The sequence below is a fragment of the Candidatus Omnitrophota bacterium genome (assembly GCA_023819145.1).
In the GTDB taxonomy this organism is placed as follows: domain Bacteria; phylum Omnitrophota; class Gorgyraeia; order DTHP01; family DTHP01; genus JBFWKV01.
The window spans coordinates 39,248-60,378 of sequence record JAMWCW010000006.1 but is presented as its reverse complement, the minus strand read 5'-3'; the positions used below and the strand labels follow the sequence as shown (position 1 = coordinate 60,378).

The following is a 21,131-nucleotide window of genomic DNA, read 5'->3' as shown; positions in this document are numbered from 1 at the left end:
AATGAAAAAAACTGGTTTGGTGCAAGTATATTATGGTCGCGGTAAAGGAAAGACTACTTCTGCTTTAGGCCTTGCCTTGCGAGCATGGGGCTGGGGAAGAAAAATAATAATCTTTCAGTTCTTTAAACCCAAAAATCTTCTCTCAGGAGAAGTTAAAGCAATAGAAAAGTTAGGAGAAGGTATTAAGATTGTGCGTTTTGGGCAAAGACATCCTATTTTTTGTAAAAAAATAAAAAAAGAAAAGGCAAGGAATGTTCTAAACAAAGCTTTAAAAGAAATAAGGCATAGTCTTAAAGTCGGAAATTACGACCTGGTTATTCTTGATGAAATTCTCAATGCAGTTGATTGTGATTTGATTTCAGAAGGGGATATAATTGAGTTGATAAAGAATAAATCTAAATCCACAGAATTAATTATTACCGGCAGGCCTTTGGTTAATAAATTGAGGGAATATGCGGATTATATCAGCGAAATAAAAGAAATTAAACATCCTTTTCAAAAAGGGATAAAGGCAAGAGAAGGAATCGAATATTAAGAATTTAAATGGAGAAAAACCCAAATTCTAAACTTAAAATCCTAAATCCTAAAGGGATAATTTTGGGATTTTTGATTTTAGGTTTGGTTTTTTCTCTATCTTGGGTGTTTGCTCAGGATTTAAGAATTGTTTCGCTCGCTCCCAGCACTACGGAAATTCTCTTTGCTTTAGGTTTAGGGAGAAATATTGTGGGTGTGGACAGTTTTTCCAATTATCCTTCTCCAGCAGAAAACATCGAAAAGGTAGGGACTTTTAGCCAACCTAGTTTGGAAAAAATCATTTCTCTTAAGCCAGATATAATTTTTACTACCGGTTTAGAGCAAAACTCTATTATTTTAAAATTGAGACGCGCAGGACTGAAGGTATTTATTGCCGATCCAGAGAATATTAAAGAGCTTTTTCAAAATGTTCTGGAAATAGGTAAAATTACTACTAGAGAAGAAGAAGCAAAGAACCTTGTTTTTCACCTGGAGCAGGAATTGCTAGAGATTCAAAGCGAGCTTAACAGGATAGATGTTTCAAAGCGACCAAAGGTTTTTTTAGAAATTTGGTATCCACCTTTAATTACCTGTGGAAACAGTTCCTATTTAGATGAAATGATTTCACTGGCGGGAGGAATAAATATTGCCCGGAATATCAAGAGAAAATTTTCTCGCATCTCTGAGGAATTTGTGATTAAAAATTCTCCGGATGTAATTATTAGAGCTTATATGTATAACGGAGTAAAAAATGAGAATAATTTATCATATCGTTATGGATGGAATGTGATTAGAGCGGTAAAGAATAATAGAATTTATGCAGACATAGACCCTGATATTCTTCTACGGCCAGGCCCGCGCATAATCGAAGGGATAAAACAACTCTTTGTGAGATTTTATGGAAAAGAAACTTCTGGTGAATAGAAAAAAAGGTATTTTGTTAATCTCAATACTCATAATCTTTCTATTGCTTTCAATCATATGTTCTGCTTTCTTGGGGACAGTTTCTCTATCCTTTAAAGGAATTATCATTTCTGAGGTAGAGAGAATTATCTTTGTTCTTCGTCTTAAACGCATCATTCAAGGTGCGATGATTGGGGGAATGCTCTCGGTTGCGGGAGTGATTTTTCAGGCGGTATTACGTAATCCCTTGGCAGACCCTTATATTTTAGGAGTGTCCAGCGGTGGAGGATTAGGAGTAGTAGTGGCGATGGTTATGGGAGGGACTTTGGTTCGTTGCGGAGTACTGTATCTTCCGTTGAGTGGTTTTTTGGGTAGTTTACTGAGTATCTTTATGGTTAAAAGATTAGCCCAAGTAGAAGGGAGACTTCCTCCGCAAAATTTGCTTCTTTCGGGAGTGGTTGTAGGGGTAATTTTAACTAATATTCTTATATTTATAGTCTGGCTTTTCGAAGATAAACTGATGCGCGGAGTTATGGGATGGCTTTTGGGTAATTTAGAGGTAGTAGATAATTCTCTTTTATTGACTACGGCGATTATTGGAATTTTCGGTGTAACAATTTCCTTTTTATTTGCCAGAGAACTTAATGCAATCTCTTTAGGTGAGGAAGAGGCGGTTTCATTAGGGATTGAGGTTGAAAAGATTAAACGCCTGCTTATCTACGTTGCTTCCTTAATTACTGCCACTGCAGTGGCAGTATGTGGAATCGTTGGTTTCGTAGGTTTAATTGTACCCCATATTATACGTTTTTTCTCAGGGAATGAACATCGCTTGTTAATACCATCTTCTTTCTTAGGAGGAGCAATTTTTATTATCATCTCCGATACCTTTGCACGTACTGTTTTTAGTCCGATAGAGATTCCTATTGGTGTAATTACTGCTTTTATTGGGGGGTTGGTTTTTATTTATCTACTGCAAAAAAAGAAGAAAGTTGTTTTTAAATAGTGATGACCGAAAAGAAAATTTTACTGAGTGTAGAAAATCTTTCTTCCGGTTATGGAAGAAAGACTGTTTTGAAAAATATAAACTTTCAAATTAAGGAAGGAGAGTTTTTAGGAATCATTGGTCCAAATGGAGCGGGAAAATCCACTCTTTTAAGGAATATTTTAAGAATATTACCTTCTTTAAAAGGAAAGATACTTTTTCGGGATAAAGACATACGTAGTATCTCTCCAAGAATTCTTGCGCAGGAAATTGCTTATGTTCCTCAACAGACTCAAGTCTGGTTTAGTTTCTCGGTTTTGGAAATTCTCAAGATGGGAAGGTACCCTTTTTTGAAACGGTATAAAGTAGAGAGAAAAAAAGACTGGGAAGTAATTGAGGCGAAGGTAAGACTCACGGGGATAGAAAATTTTATTTCAGCAAGTATTGATGAATTGAGTTTGGGAGAGAAACAAATGGTTTTTATTACCCGTGCGCTTATTCAAGAGCCGACTCTCATTTTATTGGATGAGCCAACTGCACATTTGGATATTGGGCATGAGATAAAAATATTTGACCTTCTGGATAAATTGAACCGCCAGAAAAACATCACGGTCATTTCGGTACTACATGACCTTAATTTAGCAAGCCAATATTGTAACCGTTTGCTGCTGCTTAGCGAGGGAGAGATGATAAGGTTAGGAACGCCTCAGGAGGTATTAGATTATAAGCTTATTGAAGAGGTGTACGATACAGTAGTGGTGGTAAAAGATAACCCCGTAACCAAAAGACCTCACATCTTTACTATCCCTCAGAAACTCCGTTAATATTTCTCTTTTGAGCATAAAACTTCTTTAACGTAGAATTAGATTCAAAAATCAATACCACTTTTAAAGATTTTTCTTGACACTTATATTATTTTACTATATTTTTAAAACAAAAAACACTTTTTGAAAAAAATTTTTTTACTCGTTTGAAAAAACAAATTATTACTGATTTAGAAAAGATTGAAACGGTGAAAAAAACGTTAAAGATAAGGTAGGGAAATCTTAATTTTTCCTGATTGGGGAAGGAACTCCCTGTGAAAGTCAGGGGGCTGCCCTGCAACGGTAATACCGTAAAAGCTCAAAAATACTCTCGCTTTAGCGGTGAGCCCGGTCGATCCCCATGATGGTAAGTACCTTCACGGGAGGGGAAGTGGTTACGATCTGTGGCCCACCGAAGAAGGTGGGTTTTTTATTTAATCCGAATATATAAAATATAGCAAATAGCACGAATAAAAGGAGGGAAGATGAAAAAGTTGATAATTAGTTTACTGTTTTATTGGGTTATGGGGTTGGTTAGTTTGATTTATGCCCAAGAAGAGTATGAATTAGGAAAGATAGTAGTTACCCCTTTGCGCTATACACAGCTGATTAATAAAATTCCTGCTTTGGTAACGGTGATTACCTACTCAGAAATAGAGAAGTCTCAGGCAAAAACTATTGTAGATTTGTTAAGGCCAATTTCAGGATTAGTGGTGCGTGATTATTATGGGACAGGAACAAAAACTTCGATTGATTTACGGGGGTTTGGAGAATTTGCTGGAAGTAATACCCTTGTGTTATTAGATGGAAGAAGATTGAATGAGATCGATTTAAGCGGAGTAGATTTGACCCAGATTCCCTTAGAGGTCATAGAGAAGATAGAGATACTCCGAGGAGCAGGAAGTGTGCTCTATGGTGATAATGCGGTGGGAGGAGTGGTGAATATAGTTACCAAGAAAGGTGAGGATAAAACTTCTTTTAAGATTGATTTTCAAAGCGGAAGTTACGAATTAGAAAAACATGTTTTAGAATTAGGTGGTTCTAAAGAAGATTTTTCTTACTTAATGCAATTTAATAGGCATTCCACTGATGGCTACAGAAAGAATAGCGATTATCGCGGAGAGGATTTTTTTGGAAAAATTATTTATGAATTCGGTAACGGTTTTTTAAGTTTAAGCGGAAATTATCATTTTGCAGATTTTGGTTTACCAGGGGCTTTACGGGAAAGTCAATTGAAAGAATCTTTGCGTAGAGATACAAAATTTCCTGATGACGATGTTGGAGAAGAAGATGGATTTTTAAATCTTGAAGCAAAAAATAAAATAACTGATCTCTTAGAAGTTAACGCCAACCTTTCTTTTAGACACCGCGTAGTAAATAACTATCTTCTGAGTTCTCAAAGCATTGACCATCGCGAGATTGACACTTTAAGTTTTAGGCCTTTGGTTATTGTAGAGACAAATTTGTTAGGAAAAGAAAACAAAGTTATTGGGGGAATGGATTTCTATTGGGTTGATTCTTTAATCGATGCTTACTCAGATTGGGGGACTGTTTATTATCAAGGAGAAAAGATACGCCAGACAGATATAGATAAAGATTCAGTGGGTTACTATATACAAAATGAGATGAATTTGAGAGAGAATCTTTTATTTCTTTTAGGATACCGTTTAGAAAAGGCAAAGTATAGTTTCGACTCTAAACTTCAAGAAGGTCCTTGGCTTAGCGATCCTTGGATAAGTAAAGTAGAGGTTGATGAAGATTTAGAATTGGATGAGGGGGCATTTAATTTGGGGTTTGCTTATTTTCCTAATGATGTTTCTAAAATTTTTATCAATTGGGGAAGAAGTTTTCGTTTTCCTGCAACCGATGAATACTACAGTATTTGGGCTACTCCTCCAGTCAATACCCAGCTTTTACCTCAAATTTCCTACAATTATGAAGGGGGTTTTGAATATGGATTAAAAGAGTCATTTAAATTGGGGGGAAGTATATTTTATATGAGGTTGAGAAATGAATTATATTATGACCCCTTAGTTTATACGAATAAGAATTATGATAAAACAGAGCGTAGAGGTATAGAATTGTTTACTGAGAAAAAAATAAGTAATTATTTAACCTTAACTGGAAACTATACTTTCATGGAAGCAATCTTTAGAGAGGGTAGTTATAGTGGAAACCAAATTCCATTGGTTCCCCGTCATAAATTTTCTATAATTGGCAACTTGAGATTGTTCGAAGATTGGCAATTAAGATCAATGCTTAATTACTGTGGAGAAAGATATTTTATTAACGACCAGGCACATAATTATCCTCCACTTGATAATTATATTACCTTAGATTTAAAATTAAGTTATAGAATTGAACAAGGGAATATTTATTTTACGATAAATAATCTTTTTAACAAAAAATACTCTGAATATGGAGCAATCTCTACGGTTTACAATGAGAGAGGATTTTATCCTTCTCCGGAGAGAAACTTTGTCATCGGCGTTTCTTATAAATTTTAGTGTGCACAGTTAGTAATTTTAAGGTATAATAAAAATCAATGGATAGAATTTTCTTCTGGGCATTAGTATTTTCTTTTGTAGGGCATCTTTTAGTTTTTCTTCCCTGGGCAGGATTAAAAAATGAATTTTTTCCTCGAAATTTTTCAGAAATTGAAATAAGTTATTTTGAGGTTAAACCAAAGACAGAGGAGATAAAAGTTAAACAAACAATTTCTGCCGAGGAAAAGAAGGTTGTAATAAAAGATGAGATTAAACAGGAGGCAAAACAGGAAATCCAGCAGGTAGCAAAAGAAGAAGAAGCTACTCCTTCTCTTACTAAAGAAGAGGAATGGGTTAAAAGAGATTTTTCTGCCTTAAGTAAAGAGCCTACCTTCTTAGATTATTATCGCGCTATTCGGGAAAAGATAAAAAATTCCGCAAACAGAAACAAACCTCTGTTTTTTAAACCAGGGGAAGTCTGTGTTTTCTTCGTTTTGGATAATAGTGGCAATTTGAGAAGGTTAAAAATAATTGAGCACAGGTCAAGCGATGATTTACTTTTACGGGAGACGGCATTTAAAAGCGTGGAAGAAGCTTCTCCTTTTCCACCGTTTCCTCCTGAACTAAAAAGAGAGCAAATTGCCTTTAATATAATTATCGCATTTGAAGTGCGCTAAACCACAGCGAGTTCTTTAAGAAGTTAAGGAGGATAAATGAAGTATATTGTTGTATTGATTACTACTGCTACTCAAAAAGAGGCAGAAAAAATTGCTAATTCCTTAGTTAATAAGAAATTGGCGGCTTGTGTAAATATTGTTCCGCATATAAAATCTATCTACCATTGGCAGGGTAAGATTGAAAAGGGTGAAGAATTTCTTTTAGTAGTGAAGAGTAAAAGAGTCTTATGCGATTTATTATTTAAGGAAGTTAAAAAAAACCACTCTTACAAAGTTCCAGAAATTATTGCCATCGATATCACAGAAGGATACGGACCTTATTTAAGATGGCTGATGAGTTCGCTTAAACCGCGGTAGAAACAAATTTATAATAGAGTAAATAAAATTAAATTTAAGTAAATATATTGAAGAAAAAACTTGACAAAACAGTTTTGTTATGATAATTTAATTTTTGTTTGCAATTGTAAGGAGGTTAGTGTTGACCCGTTTGATGGATTTAGAAGAATTAGCTTCTTATTTAAAACTGGAGAAGCAAACGCTTTATAATTGGCTCCATCAGAAAAGAATTTCAGGAATTAAAGTGGGACGGGTATGGCGTTTTGACCGCCAGGCAATCGAAAAATGGTTAAGATCAAGAGTAGTTAGAGCCAGACCCAGTAATAACAAACACCCTAAACGGAAGAAAGGGATGAATGTCTAATATTCAAACAGGAATTAACATTGGTAGACATTATATTGAGGTAGTGCAAGTAAATAAAACATTGTCCGGATTCCAACTCATTAATCAAGGGAGAATAAATTTTAGTGATGCTTCCGTAAAGGATTTTTCCGGAACTGGGCTTAGCAGTTATTTAAGGCGCGTCCTCGAAGAAAATCATATTGAACCGATTAATGTAGTTTCTTCCATCCCTGACGCAAAGGTAATTTTACGCTATTTTACCATTCCTTTACTTCCTCCCAAAGAACGAGAGACTGCTATCCGTTTCGAAGCACAGAAGTATATTCCTTTCAAAATGGAGGAGGTGATGAGCTCCTTCCTTGTTTTTCTAGATAAAGAAAGAAAGAAAGAGTGTAAGGTAGTTTTTGTAGCTACTAAAAAAGATGTCTTTAAGGAGCATCTTGCAATGTTGAAGGAAGCATATATTGAGCCTATGGCAGTAGAAACTCCTTCTTTTGCATTGATGCGTATTTTACGTGCTTTGGACCTCCTGAGTAAAAGGAATTTGACAGCAGTTCTTTATATAGAAAAGTCTGATGCTGTAATTACTATTTGTGACCAGGAAATACCTTATTTACTGCGGGATTTCTCCTTGATTACTCCTTTACGAGAAGAAGTAGGGGAGTTGGGAAGAAGCGAAGTTTCCGGAACTGGTAAATACGATAGTCTTTTACGAGAAATTCAATTGTCCTTTGATTATCATTACAAACATTTCCCGAGCCTTGCCATTGAAAAACTTGTTCTCGTAGGAGATGGTTTTGATAATTGGCAGGAAGGTTTAACAAAAGAATTTAAAATTCCTGTAGTCATTGCTGAACCAGCAGTTATTTTTGGAAAGAAAAGTGGTATTTCTTCAGGATTTTCTACTTCTATCGGACTGGCATTAAGGGGATTTCTTGCCCGGGACAGAAAGATTAGTTTTCTTGAGGAGAAGAAAGTCTCTCCAGAAACCGGAGAAACTTCTGGAGAAGAGAAAAATATTCTTAAACGGATTTTCTTTTTGGAGTTAGTTTTTGGTTTGGCCATAATGTTTTTTTTACAAATTACTTTGTCGCGTCAAATAAAAATAATTAAGGATAACCTTAATGAGGTAAGAAAGATAAGGGAAAGGATAGGAAGAGAATTAGCGAGTGCGGACAAGAGGGAATTGGAAAGAATTTATCAAGAGTGGGACAAAAAGAAAAATGTTTTTTCGCGGATGATTGATAGAAGAACATATTTAACTTCTTATTTAAGTGAACTTCCGCGTTTATTACCATCGGGTTTGTGGTTAGAGGGTTTGCGTGTTGAATCTAAGCTTGATGAGGTAGGAAATAAATTTACAAGATTAACTCTAGAGGGTAATGTTTTTGCCGGTAAACAAAACAAGTCTGATTCCGATTTAGTCAATGAATTCGTAAATAATATTAAAAACAGCCCAGTGCTTGCTCCTGAATTTAAAAAAATTGAACTCGGTTTTATAGAAAAAAATAAAATAGGAGAATTTATTGTAACGCGTTTCAAAATAACCTGTTCGAAATAATATGGTTATAACAACTAGTAAGAAAGTTTTATTAATGACGGTTTTATTAGGAATGTTTTTATTCTTAGCGACAGTTAAATGGGTTTACGAACCGCGCACGAGGGAATTAAAAAATTTACTTAAAACGCTTGATGAGGAACATGAGAAAGATAGGGTACATTTTGAGATTAGTAAAATAAAAGAAGATGTAGAAAAACGTGTTGCTAAAGAGATGCTTAAGAGTGAAAAAGACCTTTCCTGGTTTTTGGGGAAAATTTCTGAAATATTTAAATCTTTGGGTTTAGAGCTTATCTCTTTAGAACCCCAGACTTTAGAAAGAAGTATTTATTATACTAACCTTCCGGTTAAGGTCAAAACCATATGCAATTATCATGCTCTGGGAGAGTTAGTGAGCAGGCTAGAAGGTTTGGATAAATTTGTAGAAGTGAGTTTTTTGGAGATAAAGACCTTAAAGGAAACGGTTTCTAAAGATAAAGAGGAAGGAGTTAAGAAAATTTCGAGTATTAAACAGGTTGATGATAAAGGGTTTGTTCTTCTGGAAATGAATTTGATTATAAAATCTGTTTATCCCAACTTATAAGTGAATAAAATTAGATTAATTATTTTTTGGTTAATGGTAACAAGTTTAGTAGGAATTGTGAGGTTAGTTTTTTCTCAAGAAAAAAGAGAATTAAAATATTTTGGGGTGAACTATCGCGACCCGTTTTCAAGTTTTCTACCCCAGGAGAAACCTGTAGAGGTTGTGGAAAAGGTTAATCCTCCCGATTTAAAACTCCAGGGAATGGTCTGGGGTTCAGATAAACCAAGGGCAATTATTAATGGGACGGTTTTGGGGAAAGGGGATAAAATACAAGAGGCAGAAATTTTAACTATAAGCAAAGAAGGGGTAGAATTTGTCTATAAGGACCATGTTTTTTTTCTAGATAGAATTAGCGGAACAATAAAGGAAAAAACAGAATAAAAGGGAGGAGAAGATGAGAAAGACTAGAATTATTTTATGGGGATTATTTTTAATTTTTATTTTTTTTAAACAAGGCTTTTCTCTTGGCCCAGGAGATGTTACCATTTCTATGGATTTTAAAGAAGTATCCCTTAAGGATGTGCTGAAGATTTTTTCTCAACAGTCGGGTTTAAATTTTGTAGCAAGTAATGAGATTGAAGATAGAAAGATTACTTTATATTTTGAGAATGTAAGTGTGGAGGATGCTTTAAATACCATATTACGTGCTAATAATCTTACTTATGAACAACCTGCGGGAAGTAATATTATTGTAATTCAGGAACTGCTTATGCCTGAAGTAGAGACAATTACCCGTATCTATACCTTAAATTATGCCAAAGCAGATTCTGTAAAAGAGCTGTTTGAGAAGATGCGCGAAAAACGCCAAGATGCCACTGCTGCTAAAGAGAAGGAAGAAAAAAGCACCCGTCAACCCATTAAGGCAGCAGGACTTTTAACTGAATACGGAAAGATTGTTTCTGATACGCGAACAAATAGTTTGATTATTACCGATATCCCCGCGCAATTTCCGGTTATTGAAGAAACTTTAGCCAAGCTTGATGAGGCGACTCCGCAGGTAATGATTGAAGCAGAACTTTTGGAAACCACGGTGGGAACAATAAATAAATTGGGCGTAGAATGGGCAGATACCATTGGCGTTTATACCGGACCGGTGCAAACTACCAAATTCCCTTTCAGAAAACACGATTTTCCTAGTGGAGTGGATAAGACAGAAGGTATGGCTTACGGAACAATTTCTCTGGCAGATTTTACTGCTGCTTTAAAATTATTGGAGTCAGATAGTGAGACCAAGGTTCTTGCCCGTCCGCGGGTGCTTACTTTAAACAATGAGACCGCGGAGATAAATCTTACGGCGCAGACTGCGGTAGCAGGAATCACCACTATTCAGGGAGAAATACAGACTTATTCGGTAGAAAGGATTCAGACAGGAATTGTGTTGAAGGCGACTCCTCAAGTAAATAAAGATGGTTATATTACCATGACCCTTGAGCCCTCGGTGACTACGCCAGTTAAATCCCCTTACTTTACAAAAGCAGAATATGTTGACCCTCATAAAAGAGAGGTGAAAACTACGGTGAGAGTAAAGGATGGAGATACCATTGTTATCGGCGGGTTAATCAGTACGCAGGATACCGAGACGTTAAAGAAGGTTCCTGTTCTGGGAGATATTCCTCTTTTAGGTTACTTATTTAAAAATAAGAGTAAGGATAAGAGTGATAGAGAATTAATTGTTTTTATCACTCCGCATATTTCCCAAGAGTATACTTCTCCCACATTAGTGGAGGGGTTGGAAAGAGAAATTACGGTTCCTCCCGGACTTCCCAAAGAGAAAGCAATCGATGCAACTTTAGATAAATTTAATCAATAAATATGGCTCGGCAGAGATTAAAATTAGGCGAGATTTTAGTCAAAGAAGGGCTTATTACTGAAGAACAACTCCAGAAGGCGCTACAGACACAATTGGTGGAAGAGGCAAAATTGGGTGATATTTTGGTAAAACTGGAGTTGGTTACAGAGAAAGATATTGCTCTTGCTTTGGGAAAACAATTAGGAATTCCCTATGTTTCCCTTTCTAAAGGACAACTTAAACCTAAAGAAGATGATAACTTGGAAAAAATAATTCCTGCTGATGTTGCCCGACGCTATAAAATCCTTCCTATTTCGCGCCATTTCAACTCTCTTACGGTAGCGATGGTTGATCCTTCGGATTTGATTATTTTGGATAACTTAAAGAAAATTACAGGTTGTGAAATCAATCCCATTATTTCTACCTATTCAGAAATCGAACAGGCGATTGAAGAATTTTACGGTAGGCAAAATTTACTTAAGGAAGCCATTGAGAATTCTTATCGAAAGGAAGAGAACATAGAGACTTTAGAAGAGGTTACCGAAGATGAAGGTTTGAGTTTAGATAAATTAATTGCCAAAGCAGAGGAAGCACCGGTAGTGAAGTTAGTCGACTTGATTATCCGGCAGGCAATTGAAGAACGAGCTTCTGATATTCACATTGAACCTTTTAAAGATAAACTTGTGCTCCGTTATCGGATCGATGGGGTATTGCATGAGATTCCTCCTCCGGCGCATTATTTAAGACAGGCGTTGATTTCCCGCATTAAGATTCTTTCTAAATTAGACATTGCGGAGAAAAGATTGCCTCAAGATGGAGGAATGATAGTTAAAGTTGGAGAACGGGTAGTAGATATACGGGTTTCGATAATTCCTACCATAAATGGAGAAAAGGCAGTTTTAAGAATCTTGGATAAATCGCAAGTTCCTTTAGATTTAAAGGAATTGGGTTTCGAGTCTAAGGAATTAGAGATTTTTCGCAAGGCAATCCATGCTCCCTATGGGCTTGTGTTTCTTACCGGACCCACGGGAAGCGGGAAAACCACTACCTTATACGCAGCGTTGAGTGAGATAAAATCTCCGAAAATAAATATCTTGACTGTCGAAGACCCTGTGGAGTATCGTTTTGAGGGGATAAATCAGGTTCAGGTGAAACCAAACATCGGGCTTACCTTTGCTACTGCTTTACGGGCTTTCTTAAGGCAGGACCCGGATGTGATTTTAGTGGGTGAGGTACGGGACCTGGAAACAGCAGAAATCTGTATTCGCGCTTCTTTAACCGGACACCTTGTTCTGAGCACTGTGCATACTAATGATGCTCCCACAGCAATCGGACGTTTGTTAGATATAGGAGTAGAACGATATCTTTTGGCGCCGTCCCTTTTGTTAGTTGCTGCCCAGCGACTGGTGCGGAAATTATGTGATCAATGCAAAGAACCATATGAACCTCCCAAAGATTTTATTCAGCGAAATAAAATAGTTAAGGATATTTTTTACAAGCCCCGCGGCTGTGAAGCCTGTAATCATACGGGTTACAAAGGGAGGATAGGAATATATGAAATTATGCCCTTTTCGGAAAGAATAAGGGCATTGGTAGAAAAAGGTTCAGGGACCGATATCTTACGGGAAGCAGCACGGGAAGGAGGAATGCTCACTTTGTGGGAGTCAGGAATGCAGAAAGTAGCAGCGGGGATTACAGATGTGGAAGAGGTTATGCGGGTAACTTTGGTAGGGGGAGATTAGTTTTTCATTTCTTATAGGAGGGAGAATATGCCTCTATTTGTCTATACTGCGCGAACTAAAGAGGGTAAGGTAGAAACGGGTTCTTTGGAAGCAAAAGACCAGGATATGCTCTTAGCGATGCTGCAAGAGAGAGGGCTTTTGGTTACTTCTATTGTTCAGGCGAGTAGAGAAGAGCTTGTTTCTAAGACGTTAGGAAAGAAAAAGCATTATCATCACGGCGTTAAACTTGATGACCTCATTCTCTTGGCTCGGCAATTAGCTACGCTTTTAGATGCTGGGGTTCCGCTTTTAAGGGGTTTAATTGTTGTTTCCGAGCAGGTAGAATCGCGGTTTTTAGATAAGGTTTTATATCAGGTGAGAAAAAGCGTAGAAGGAGGGAGTGCTTTAAGTGAAGCGTTAAAAAAACATCCTAAGGTATTTTCTCCTTTCTGGGTTAACCTGGTGCAAACGGGAGAAGCTTCGGGACAGCTTCCTTTTGTATTTGATCAGATTGCTAAATATTTAGAGGAAGCGGGTGCTTTAAGAAGGAAGGTTATTTCGGCTTTGGTATATCCTATAATTCTTACCTTCGTTGCCTTTGCTACCATTACTGTTTTTATGTTGAGGATTGTGCCCATATTTGAGCGTATTTTTAATGAATTTCAGGTAGAGCTACCCTTTATGACCCAGATGATTATAAGATTAAGCAGTTTTGTGAGACGCTATTTTATCTGGGAAGTTCTGGGAATAATTGGTTTGATTTTTGTACTACGAAAATTTTCTCAAACGAAAAATGGACGCATGATTATAGATAGAGTTAAATTAAAATTGCCGCTATTTGGAGATTTATTTTTGATGATTGCCGTAGAAAGATTTGCTTCTGCTTTTAGTGTCTTAATTAAGAGTGGAGTGCCTATATTGTATGCCTTGGAGATAGTGCAGAAGGCTTCGTTGAACAAAGTTATTGAGTCTGCTTTGGAGAAGGTAAAGGATTCGGTAAGGGCGGGTCAGAGTATGTCTAAACCTATGGCAGAAACTGGAATATTTCCTCCGATAGTTATTGAAATGACCGAAGTTGGCGAGGAAGCAGGAGAGTTAGCCAATATGCTTAATCGCTTAGGTATATTTTATAAGGAAAGAATTGATACTTTTATTTCCCGTTTTACTGCGGCTTTTGAACCCGTAATTTTAATTTTTATGGGTATCATTGTGGGAATAATTGTGATTTCTATGTTCCTACCCATCTTTGGCTTATCCAGTGCCGTAAAAATTACTCAATAATTATCATTAAAAAGGGGGTGATTTTATGTTTAAACGGGGTTTTACGCTATTAGAAATTTTGGTGGTGATTATCATTATTGGCATTTTGGCTACTCTTGCTCTGCCTCAGTATATGAAGACTACAAGAAAAGCAAAAGCGGGTGAGGCGGCTTCTAATATCGGGTCTTTAAGAGGGTCTTTATTAAGATATTATCAAGAATACGATAAACTTCCTGCAAGTATTGCAGAATTGGATATTGAAAATCCAGCGTCAAGGCCGGGTTCCTATTTTGATTATTCATTTACAGGAACCAGTCCTGATGATTTAGTAATTACGGCTACGGGGAAAGCAGGAACGAGCATGGCAAATGTGAAGGTAGAGTGGAAGGCAGCTACAGGAAAAATGACCACTACTGGTTTGGATTAGTGAGATACAAAGAATATAAAAAGAGGTTTAAGTTTTAAGAAAAGATGGAAACGAGTTTAACCATTGAAGAACTTTTGCGTTTAGTGGTAGAAAAAGGAGCGACAGATCTACATCTTACCGTAAATCTCCCTCCACAATTGCGTATCAATGGAGAGCTTGTAATTACCGATTTGCCAGTTTTAACGCATGAGGAAATTCAGAAGCTTGCATATAGTATTTTAGGGGAAAGTCAGATTAAGCGCTTTGAGCAGGAGAAAGAACTGGACACCTCCTATGGGATAAGGGGTTTGGGTAGATTTAGGGTAAATCTTTATTATCAACGCGGTTCAATTGCCTGTGCCGTGAGGTTTATTCCTTATGAGGTTCCTTCTTTAGAAAGCCTGGGTCTTCCGGAAATAGTGAAGAAATTTGCCAATTATCATGCGGGCTTAATCTTAGTTACCGGCGCAGTAGGTTCAGGAAAATCTACCACCCTTGCTTCTTTAATTGAATATATAAATTCTTTCCGGCGTTGTCACATTATTACCATTGAAGACCCCATTGAATATCTCCATAGACATCGCCTGGCAACCATTGACCAAAGAGAAATCGGTCGGGATACGCTTACCTTTTCCCATGCCTTAAAATATGTTTTTCGTCAAGACCCCGATGTGGTGATGATTGGGGAGATGCGTGATTTAGAAACGATGCGTACCGCCTTAACCTTAGCCGAAACCGGCCATCTTATTTTAGGCACTTTACATACTATGGATGCGACCCACGCCGTAACCAGAATTATTGACGTTTTTCCTCCTTATCAACAACAACAGATTAGAGTTCAGCTTTCTTTAGTTTTAATTGGGGTGATTGTGCAACAACTTATTCCTCGGATTGATGGAAAGGGGCGAGTTCTGGCGGTAGAAGTAATGAAGGTCAATTCCGCAGTTTCTAATTTAATTCGCGAAAATCAGCTTCATCAGGTTTATTCGGTAATTCAGACTGGAAAATCAGAAGGAATGCTTACCATGAATCAGTCGCTTTTAGAACTTTATAAAAAGAAACTCATTAGTCTCGATGAGGCTTTAAAGAGAAGCGCTAATCCTAAAGAACTAATGGCACTTATTGAAAGGAAATAAAGGAGGGAGGGATGTTCATTAAAGAATGTAAGCGAGGTTTTACGGTGATGGAAGTAATGACGGTAGTAATTATCTTAGCCATTTTAGCATCCCTATCCTTACCCACTTTTATAAAAACCATTGAAGTTTCCAAAGGGCGGATGGCCAAATCCTATCTTAAGTTGATTTATGCTGCAGAAAAGGTTTATCGCAATGAATATGATTGTTACTATCCACAACCACCCGGCACAATAACGGATTTAGCTTTAATTAATCAGAATTTAGGACTTGACCTTAAACCTTCAGATGATTTTGATTATGTACTTACTACTTCTAAGTGCAATGTTTTTAAAGTAGAAGCAAAGAGAAAGAAAGGGCGCTATACCAGCTGGGTAATTTCTATTAACCAAAATGAAGATATTACCGAAGAAAATAAACCTTAAAAATAATTTACCTTAATTATTTTAAGAATTGGTTTATAAAAAGGTTAATTTTCTCTCTTTAAGATGCGGTATAAAGGAGGTTGATAATGGGTAGAATAAAAATAATAGAAAGAGAGGGTTTTGGTTTGGTGGAGGTGATGGTATCAGTATTATTATTGACTTTAATTACCGGCGGAACATTACTTGTTTTGGGAGTTCCTGAGAAGGTAATTTCCGAGATGGGAAGACGCCGGCAAGCGATAAATTTCTGTCAGGATACTTTAGAGGATTTAATTAGTAAGCATTCCTCTGACCCCAGTTTTTTTAATAGTGCGGAATTAGCCCCGGGAACACATCGAAGCGAATTACCTCCCAGCACTCTTAAGGATAGATTTTCCGGAACAAGAGAATATACGGTAGAGGATTTAGAGGGTGGTGTTTATAAAAAGATTACGGTTAAGACCTCTTGGATTGCCGGCGGAAAAACAGGAAGTAAAACCTTGGTTACTCTTTTAGCTAATCCCCAACCTGTTCCTTTAAGAACCCCTACTCCTTCACCTACGCCTTCACCTTCACCTTCAGTTTCACCCAGTGCCTTTCCAAGTGGAAGTCCGAGTGCCTCTCCGAGTGAAAGTCCGAGTGCTTCGCCGAGTACAAGCCCTAGTACCTCACCCAGCGCTAGTCCCAGTGTCAGTCCGAGCGTTTCGCCCACTGCCAGTCCGAGCGTTTCGCCCACTGCCAGTCCGAGCGCTTCGCCCACTGTCAGTCCGAGCGCTTCGCCTACTGTCAGTCCGAGCGCTTCGCCTACTCCAACGCCGACATCTAAAACTCAACATAGGGAATGTGTTAGATATGGGAGTTTTGGATGGTGTGTGACGGTAGATGGGCCTGGTGAGGATACATGCGAAAGCAATAATGATTGCTGGCGATATGTTTGTGAATTTGGTAGATGTGTTGCGAGATTTGGGACGGGACCAGATGAATGTTCCCAAGACAGTGATTGTCTTTGTGTTCCTAGCTGTGCCGGCAAAGAATGCGGTTCTGATGGTTGTGGAGGAAGTTGTGGAGAATGTGACGGCTATAATTGCTATAGCTGTCGTAACGGCAGGTGTGTTTATCAATGTTCCCACGGCTATACTTGTGTAATGGGTTCATGTATCCCGTCCGGAGGACCAATGCCAGAGTAACGTTAAGTAATTAGATATTAATAAAGAGAGATTACCTTTTATTTCTGCTTATTATCCTTAGAGTAATAGGACGCCAAAAACTGTAATAGTGAGAGTTTAAACTCTTTCTATGAGAACCAGCCCAAAAATTATCTTGTTCTTAGGCAATTTATCTTATATAAAGAAAACAGAGGCGGTTACCTTAACTGAGGTTTTAATTTCCTCAGCATTGATTTTTTTTATCTTTCTCTGCGCGATTACCGTGCAACAGAATGCTGATATTTTCTTTAGCTCTATTACTCAAAAAGGATATAGCCAATCCAATGCTGATTATATCATGGATACTATTCTGCGTGCGGTGCGAGAAAGTAAAAAAGCTTATGTTTTAGACCAAGGAGCGAAATTACAGTTATTTGATATGGACGATAACTTGATTGAATTTACCTGGGATAAGCAAGAAAAAGGATCAATTTATTATTACCAACAAAATAACGGTGCTTTTCCCATCTCTGAAACTTTGGGGAGAGGAGTAAGTAATCTTAATTTTTCTTTGGAAAACAGAACAGTGGTCGTGCGGTTAGAAATTGAGCAGAGATTGAGCAAGAAGAAAACCGTTAAGCTAGATTTGTTCTCCCGGGCCAGTTTAAGAAATTGAATAAGGAGATAAAAACTTGAGCAATAAATCGGGGCAAGTGTTTATAATCGTCGTCTCTTTGGTTTTTCTGCTTACCGCAGCCATTGAAACCTCTGTTCTTTTATATATGCGCAATCATCATCGCCTTACGCTCAAGCAGGCGACATTGACCGAAGCTTTATATTATGCCTCTGCGGGAGTAGAGAGAGCAATCTATCAACTAAAAATAGACAAAGATGATGGTATTGAGGATTATTGGGGTGAGGTATATCATATTCCCGGAGAAGAAGATGTGGAGATTAATATTAATGTTTTCCCCCATGGTTTTGATACCTTTCGTATCGTTTCTTCAGTTTCTCAAGAAAAAGCCGCGCGTGAAATTATGGCTTCTCGAAAGATTGAAGCCATTGTTCAAAGGACGGAATCAGGCTCCGAAGAAGAGTTTTATAGCCAAGTAAATTTAATTTCTTGGCGCGAACTACCCGCGGATTAAGTGAAGTAGGGAGTTTTAAGAAAAAGTGCGTGCTAATAATAGACTGTAAACAAAAGTTCTCTAGTGTAACTTTAGTTTACGCTTTTAACTTATTGATTATAGATAGATTAGAATAATAAGGTGTGGAATGTAATTTGAGTTTACAGCTTTTATGCAATTTTGCAAGGTTCGAAGAAGAAAAAGAAAATTCTCTATGATGTAAGTTATTCTACATTAATTGATTATGATAACAAATAATGGTTCACAATTTGGCACAATTTTTGCACATCCTGAGGTAGAAGTAAAACAAAGGAGGTGCAAAATGAAAAGAAAATATGGGGAAAAGGGAATAGGTTTAGTAGAAATTATGGTTGCGACATTAATTGGGGCTTTTATGAGTGCAGGAGCGGTTACAGTTTTTCTCACTGGTGAGCGGGTAATTTCCCACACGGGGCGACGGATGGAAGCAGTGAATCTCTGTCAGGATAAGATGGAAGATTTAATTGGTAAAGGGTTTTTTGCTCCGGAATTAAAAGCGGGAGAGTATCCTCAAGAATCAATAACCCAAGGGATTTTAAAGAATTTTCAAGGTAAGAGGAGTTACAAAGTAGAAGACATTGCCAAGGAATATGGTTCAGGATACCTCGTGGTGGCAAAAAAGATTACCGTGGAAACAAATTGGAGTGCTGGTGGGAAGCTTTATCGTGAACGTTTAGTAACTCTTTTAACTAATCCTTCGGAGATTACTCCTTCCCAAGAATTGGCAAGCGAAGGAGGATTTACAATTCTACCACCAGGGGGTAGAAGCATTTTGTCGGGAGAATGGAAAAAGATAGCTTATAATGACGATGATTTACTTCCACCAGGACCACCTATACTCCTTGGCGGTGGCGACGACGGTGGTGGCGGCGGTAGAGACGGCGGTGGCGGCGGTAGAGACGACGGTGGTGGCGGTAGAGATGACGGTGGTGGCGGTAGAGACGACGGTGGTGGCGGCGGTAGAGACGACGGTGGTGGCAGTTCTAGCAAAGAAAGAAGAGAAATTCCCATAATGGTGATAGAATACGCTGGAAGGCTTAGTGAATATTATTCTCGTTCAAATGAAGCACCGACATTTACTCCTTCCCTCTCTGATGAGCGTCGTGCTAAAGTCACTGAATATTATTATAACAATCTGACAGTAGTTAGAAAAGAATACAATAATCCTACCGGTTGGGGACCGGGGTCAACGATGGTGGTACTACAATTTTATGATAAAGGAGGTAGTTTGATTTCAGAGACGGCAGAGTATTATGGCCCTTATGTTGAGCCTTATAGTGAGCCAAAGACAAAGGCAGGTACAGAAGCTAAAAAATCTACCGTTATCTGTACTGAGCTGTATCGTTATGGTTTTATACCCGAACATATCTATGAAGCCGATGCGCGTTATGGTGCAAGTCTTCCTCCCGAAGTAATAAGGGGTTATCATCTTTGGGGTAAGCCCATTGCTAGGATGATGCAGAAATCCCGAGTTTTTGCATATTTTGTTTATATTCTTGCTCGTCCGTGGATTCAACAAATGGCATATGAAATGGCTGCCACTGATAGAGGTTCTAAATTAGGTAAACTAATGATTAAAATCGGAGAACCATTTTGTGCTTATCTGGGAGAAAGGGAAAGATAGTAATATAATTATAATGAGGTGTTTAAATAAAAATTTTCATCAACGAAATAGAAAACAATCCTTTACGCTTATCGAACTGTTGATTACTACAGTTTTAATTTTTGTGGTAATAAGCGGTTTTATCATTTTAGAAGAGACCGGAGGAAAGTTCTTCAAATCGGTTTCTGAAAAAAGTTCCTTTCAAGCTAATGCCAATTATGCTTTAGAAAGAATGGTGCGGCGGATTCGTGAAAGTTCCGCTTTCCAAATCTCTGCGGATAAAAGTAGCCTAACCCTCTGGGATCAGGATAATTATCAGATATTTTTTACTTTGGATAAAAAAGAAAATGTTTTATATTATTTAGATGAAAGATACGGACCAGAGATTTTACTGAAGAATGTTTCTGCTCTTAGATTTGAGGAACAAGAAGGGGGTAAAGTTATTTTTATTGCCTTGGTTATTAAATTCAGAGGAAAAGAAGCGGAGTTATCTTCACGGGCTTCCCTGCGGAAGCGTTTAAGAGATGCCGGTGCAAGTGGAGAAAGTTGCACCCCTTGCGAAAGTGATGTAGAGTGTTCTTGTCCCTTAAGGGTTGGGATTGTGCCAAAGTGTCTTTTGGGCTGTTGCAGTTGTATCGATGAAGGACCTCCGGGAATTTAAATTTTTAAAATTGTATAGGGGAAGAAAAATGAGGAATAAAGGACAGATTCTTATTGTATTAGTGGTTCTATCTGTAATGCTTATTACCGGAATGATGGGAGCGGTGCTTTTGTATATGGCACAACACCACCGTATTAAGTTGAAAGAATTTGTTCTCACCGATGATTTTTACTATGCGCATGGAGGGATAGAGCGGGCAATGTGGAAATTACAAGTTACTCCCAATCCTATTGAGTATGTAGGAGAATTTTATACAATCCCCGGGACAAATGTCCCTATTGTGCTTTCGGTAAATTCTCTCGGTTCTAATCAATATCGGATTTATTCTCTGGTTTTACAGACTAAATCAGGAAAAGAACTCTCCATTACCCGTGTCTTGGAGGCAATTGTGGAGCGCGAGGTTCTGGATAATGGCAAGGTGAGGATGAAATTGATTAAATGGCGTGAGTTGTCTCCTCAACAGAAAATACCTTAAAGAAGTAGAAGAGAGCAAATCTTTGTTCCTTTAGAATTTCGTTTAAATAAAAGTTCCCAAAGATAATTTCGGTTTACAGTTTTTTATTTATGAAGGGGCCATAGTTGAATGGGACAACGCCGCATTCGCATTGCGGTGGTACGGGTTCAATTCCCGTTGGCTCCACTCTAAAACGCGAAAAGAC

Annotated in this window: 23 protein-coding genes and 1 tRNA gene; all 24 read left to right on the top strand. The window is 37.7% G+C overall.

All coding sequences use genetic code 11. From position 1 onward, the window contains the following. Window position 1: 1 nt before the first annotated feature. The gene (locus NC818_04440; protein ID MCM8784003.1) at window positions 2-535 is read left to right on the top strand and encodes a cob(I)yrinic acid a,c-diamide adenosyltransferase; all 534 of its coding nucleotides are present in this window, start codon (window positions 2-4) and stop codon (window positions 533-535) included. A gap of 8 nt (window positions 536-543) precedes the next feature. After that, complete coding sequence (locus NC818_04435) at window positions 544-1,437, top strand: cobalamin-binding protein (GenBank protein MCM8784002.1); 894 nt, start codon at window positions 544-546, stop codon at window positions 1,435-1,437. Then, window positions 1,412-2,419: an iron ABC transporter permease gene (locus NC818_04430; GenBank protein ID MCM8784001.1), complete on the top strand. Its 1,008-nt coding sequence runs from the start codon at window positions 1,412-1,414 to the stop codon at window positions 2,417-2,419. Before NC818_04435 ends, NC818_04430 begins: the two co-directional genes overlap by 26 nt. Window positions 2,420-2,421: 2 nt before the next feature. Beyond that, on the top strand, window positions 2,422-3,222 hold the full coding sequence (locus NC818_04425) for an ABC transporter ATP-binding protein (protein ID MCM8784000.1): 801 nt from the start codon (window positions 2,422-2,424) through the stop codon (window positions 3,220-3,222). A gap of 464 nt (window positions 3,223-3,686) precedes the next feature. Beyond that, window positions 3,687-5,708 carry a TonB-dependent receptor gene (locus tag NC818_04420; protein ID MCM8783999.1) on the top strand — a complete coding sequence of 674 codons (2,022 nt, stop codon included), beginning with the start codon at window positions 3,687-3,689 and terminating at the stop codon, window positions 5,706-5,708. 38 nt (window positions 5,709-5,746) lie between these two features. Then, the gene (locus NC818_04415; GenBank protein MCM8783998.1) at window positions 5,747-6,364 is read left to right on the top strand and encodes a TonB family protein; all 618 of its coding nucleotides are present in this window, start codon (window positions 5,747-5,749) and stop codon (window positions 6,362-6,364) included. Window positions 6,365-6,400: 36 nt separating this feature from the next. Then, complete coding sequence (locus NC818_04410; protein ID MCM8783997.1) at window positions 6,401-6,721, top strand: divalent-cation tolerance protein CutA; 321 nt, start codon at window positions 6,401-6,403, stop codon at window positions 6,719-6,721. 118 nt (window positions 6,722-6,839) lie between these two features. Continuing rightward, window positions 6,840-7,064 (top strand): helix-turn-helix domain-containing protein, encoded by a 225-nt coding sequence (locus NC818_04405; protein MCM8783996.1) that lies wholly within the window; start codon window positions 6,840-6,842, stop codon window positions 7,062-7,064. Then, a complete protein-coding gene (gene pilM / locus NC818_04400; protein MCM8783995.1) occupies window positions 7,057-8,604 on the top strand; it encodes a pilus assembly protein PilM in 1,548 nt (515 codons plus the stop codon). The genes NC818_04405 and pilM overlap by 8 nt, the downstream gene beginning before the upstream one ends. Window position 8,605: 1 nt before the next feature. Beyond that, window positions 8,606-9,184: a type 4a pilus biogenesis protein PilO gene (locus tag NC818_04395; GenBank protein MCM8783994.1), complete on the top strand. Its 579-nt coding sequence runs from the start codon at window positions 8,606-8,608 to the stop codon at window positions 9,182-9,184. Further along, the gene (locus NC818_04390; GenBank protein ID MCM8783993.1) at window positions 9,185-9,565 is read left to right on the top strand and encodes a general secretion pathway protein GspB; all 381 of its coding nucleotides are present in this window, start codon (window positions 9,185-9,187) and stop codon (window positions 9,563-9,565) included. 13 nt (window positions 9,566-9,578) lie between these two features. Next, window positions 9,579-10,994, top strand: a complete 1,416-nt coding sequence (locus tag NC818_04385) for a secretin and TonB N-terminal domain-containing protein (protein ID MCM8783992.1) — start codon at window positions 9,579-9,581, stop codon at window positions 10,992-10,994. Window positions 10,995-10,996: 2 nt separating this feature from the next. Further along, window positions 10,997-12,715, top strand: coding sequence for a Flp pilus assembly complex ATPase component TadA (tadA, locus tag NC818_04380; GenBank protein MCM8783991.1), 1,719 nt, complete (start codon window positions 10,997-10,999; stop codon window positions 12,713-12,715). A gap of 27 nt (window positions 12,716-12,742) precedes the next feature. Beyond that, window positions 12,743-13,975, top strand: a complete 1,233-nt coding sequence (locus NC818_04375) for a type II secretion system F family protein (protein ID MCM8783990.1) — start codon at window positions 12,743-12,745, stop codon at window positions 13,973-13,975. 25 nt (window positions 13,976-14,000) lie between these two features. Then, window positions 14,001-14,381, top strand: a complete 381-nt coding sequence (locus NC818_04370) for a prepilin-type N-terminal cleavage/methylation domain-containing protein (protein ID MCM8783989.1) — start codon at window positions 14,001-14,003, stop codon at window positions 14,379-14,381. A gap of 44 nt (window positions 14,382-14,425) precedes the next feature. Next, complete coding sequence (locus NC818_04365) at window positions 14,426-15,496, top strand: type IV pilus twitching motility protein PilT (GenBank protein ID MCM8783988.1); 1,071 nt, start codon at window positions 14,426-14,428, stop codon at window positions 15,494-15,496. Window positions 15,497-15,507: 11 nt separating this feature from the next. Continuing rightward, window positions 15,508-15,918 carry a type II secretion system GspH family protein gene (locus NC818_04360; GenBank protein ID MCM8783987.1) on the top strand — a complete coding sequence of 137 codons (411 nt, stop codon included), beginning with the start codon at window positions 15,508-15,510 and terminating at the stop codon, window positions 15,916-15,918. Between the two features lie 86 nt (window positions 15,919-16,004). After that, window positions 16,005-17,084: a PT domain-containing protein gene (locus tag NC818_04355; GenBank protein MCM8783986.1), complete on the top strand. Its 1,080-nt coding sequence runs from the start codon at window positions 16,005-16,007 to the stop codon at window positions 17,082-17,084. A 109-nt stretch (window positions 17,085-17,193) separates the two neighbouring features. Further along, the gene (locus tag NC818_04350; GenBank protein MCM8783985.1) at window positions 17,194-17,718 is read left to right on the top strand and encodes a hypothetical protein; all 525 of its coding nucleotides are present in this window, start codon (window positions 17,194-17,196) and stop codon (window positions 17,716-17,718) included. 16 nt (window positions 17,719-17,734) lie between these two features. After that, window positions 17,735-18,190 carry a hypothetical protein gene (locus NC818_04345; GenBank protein MCM8783984.1) on the top strand — a complete coding sequence of 152 codons (456 nt, stop codon included), beginning with the start codon at window positions 17,735-17,737 and terminating at the stop codon, window positions 18,188-18,190. A gap of 301 nt (window positions 18,191-18,491) precedes the next feature. Then, window positions 18,492-19,832, top strand: a complete 1,341-nt coding sequence (locus NC818_04340; GenBank protein MCM8783983.1) for a hypothetical protein — start codon at window positions 18,492-18,494, stop codon at window positions 19,830-19,832. 13 nt (window positions 19,833-19,845) lie between these two features. Continuing rightward, window positions 19,846-20,472, top strand: coding sequence for a prepilin-type N-terminal cleavage/methylation domain-containing protein (locus NC818_04335; protein MCM8783982.1), 627 nt, complete (start codon window positions 19,846-19,848; stop codon window positions 20,470-20,472). Window positions 20,473-20,500: 28 nt separating this feature from the next. After that, window positions 20,501-20,947: a hypothetical protein gene (locus NC818_04330; GenBank protein MCM8783981.1), complete on the top strand. Its 447-nt coding sequence runs from the start codon at window positions 20,501-20,503 to the stop codon at window positions 20,945-20,947. A 94-nt stretch (window positions 20,948-21,041) separates the two neighbouring features. Then, a tRNA-Ala gene (locus NC818_04325) sits at window positions 21,042-21,112 on the top strand. Window positions 21,113-21,131: the final 19 nt, after the last annotated feature.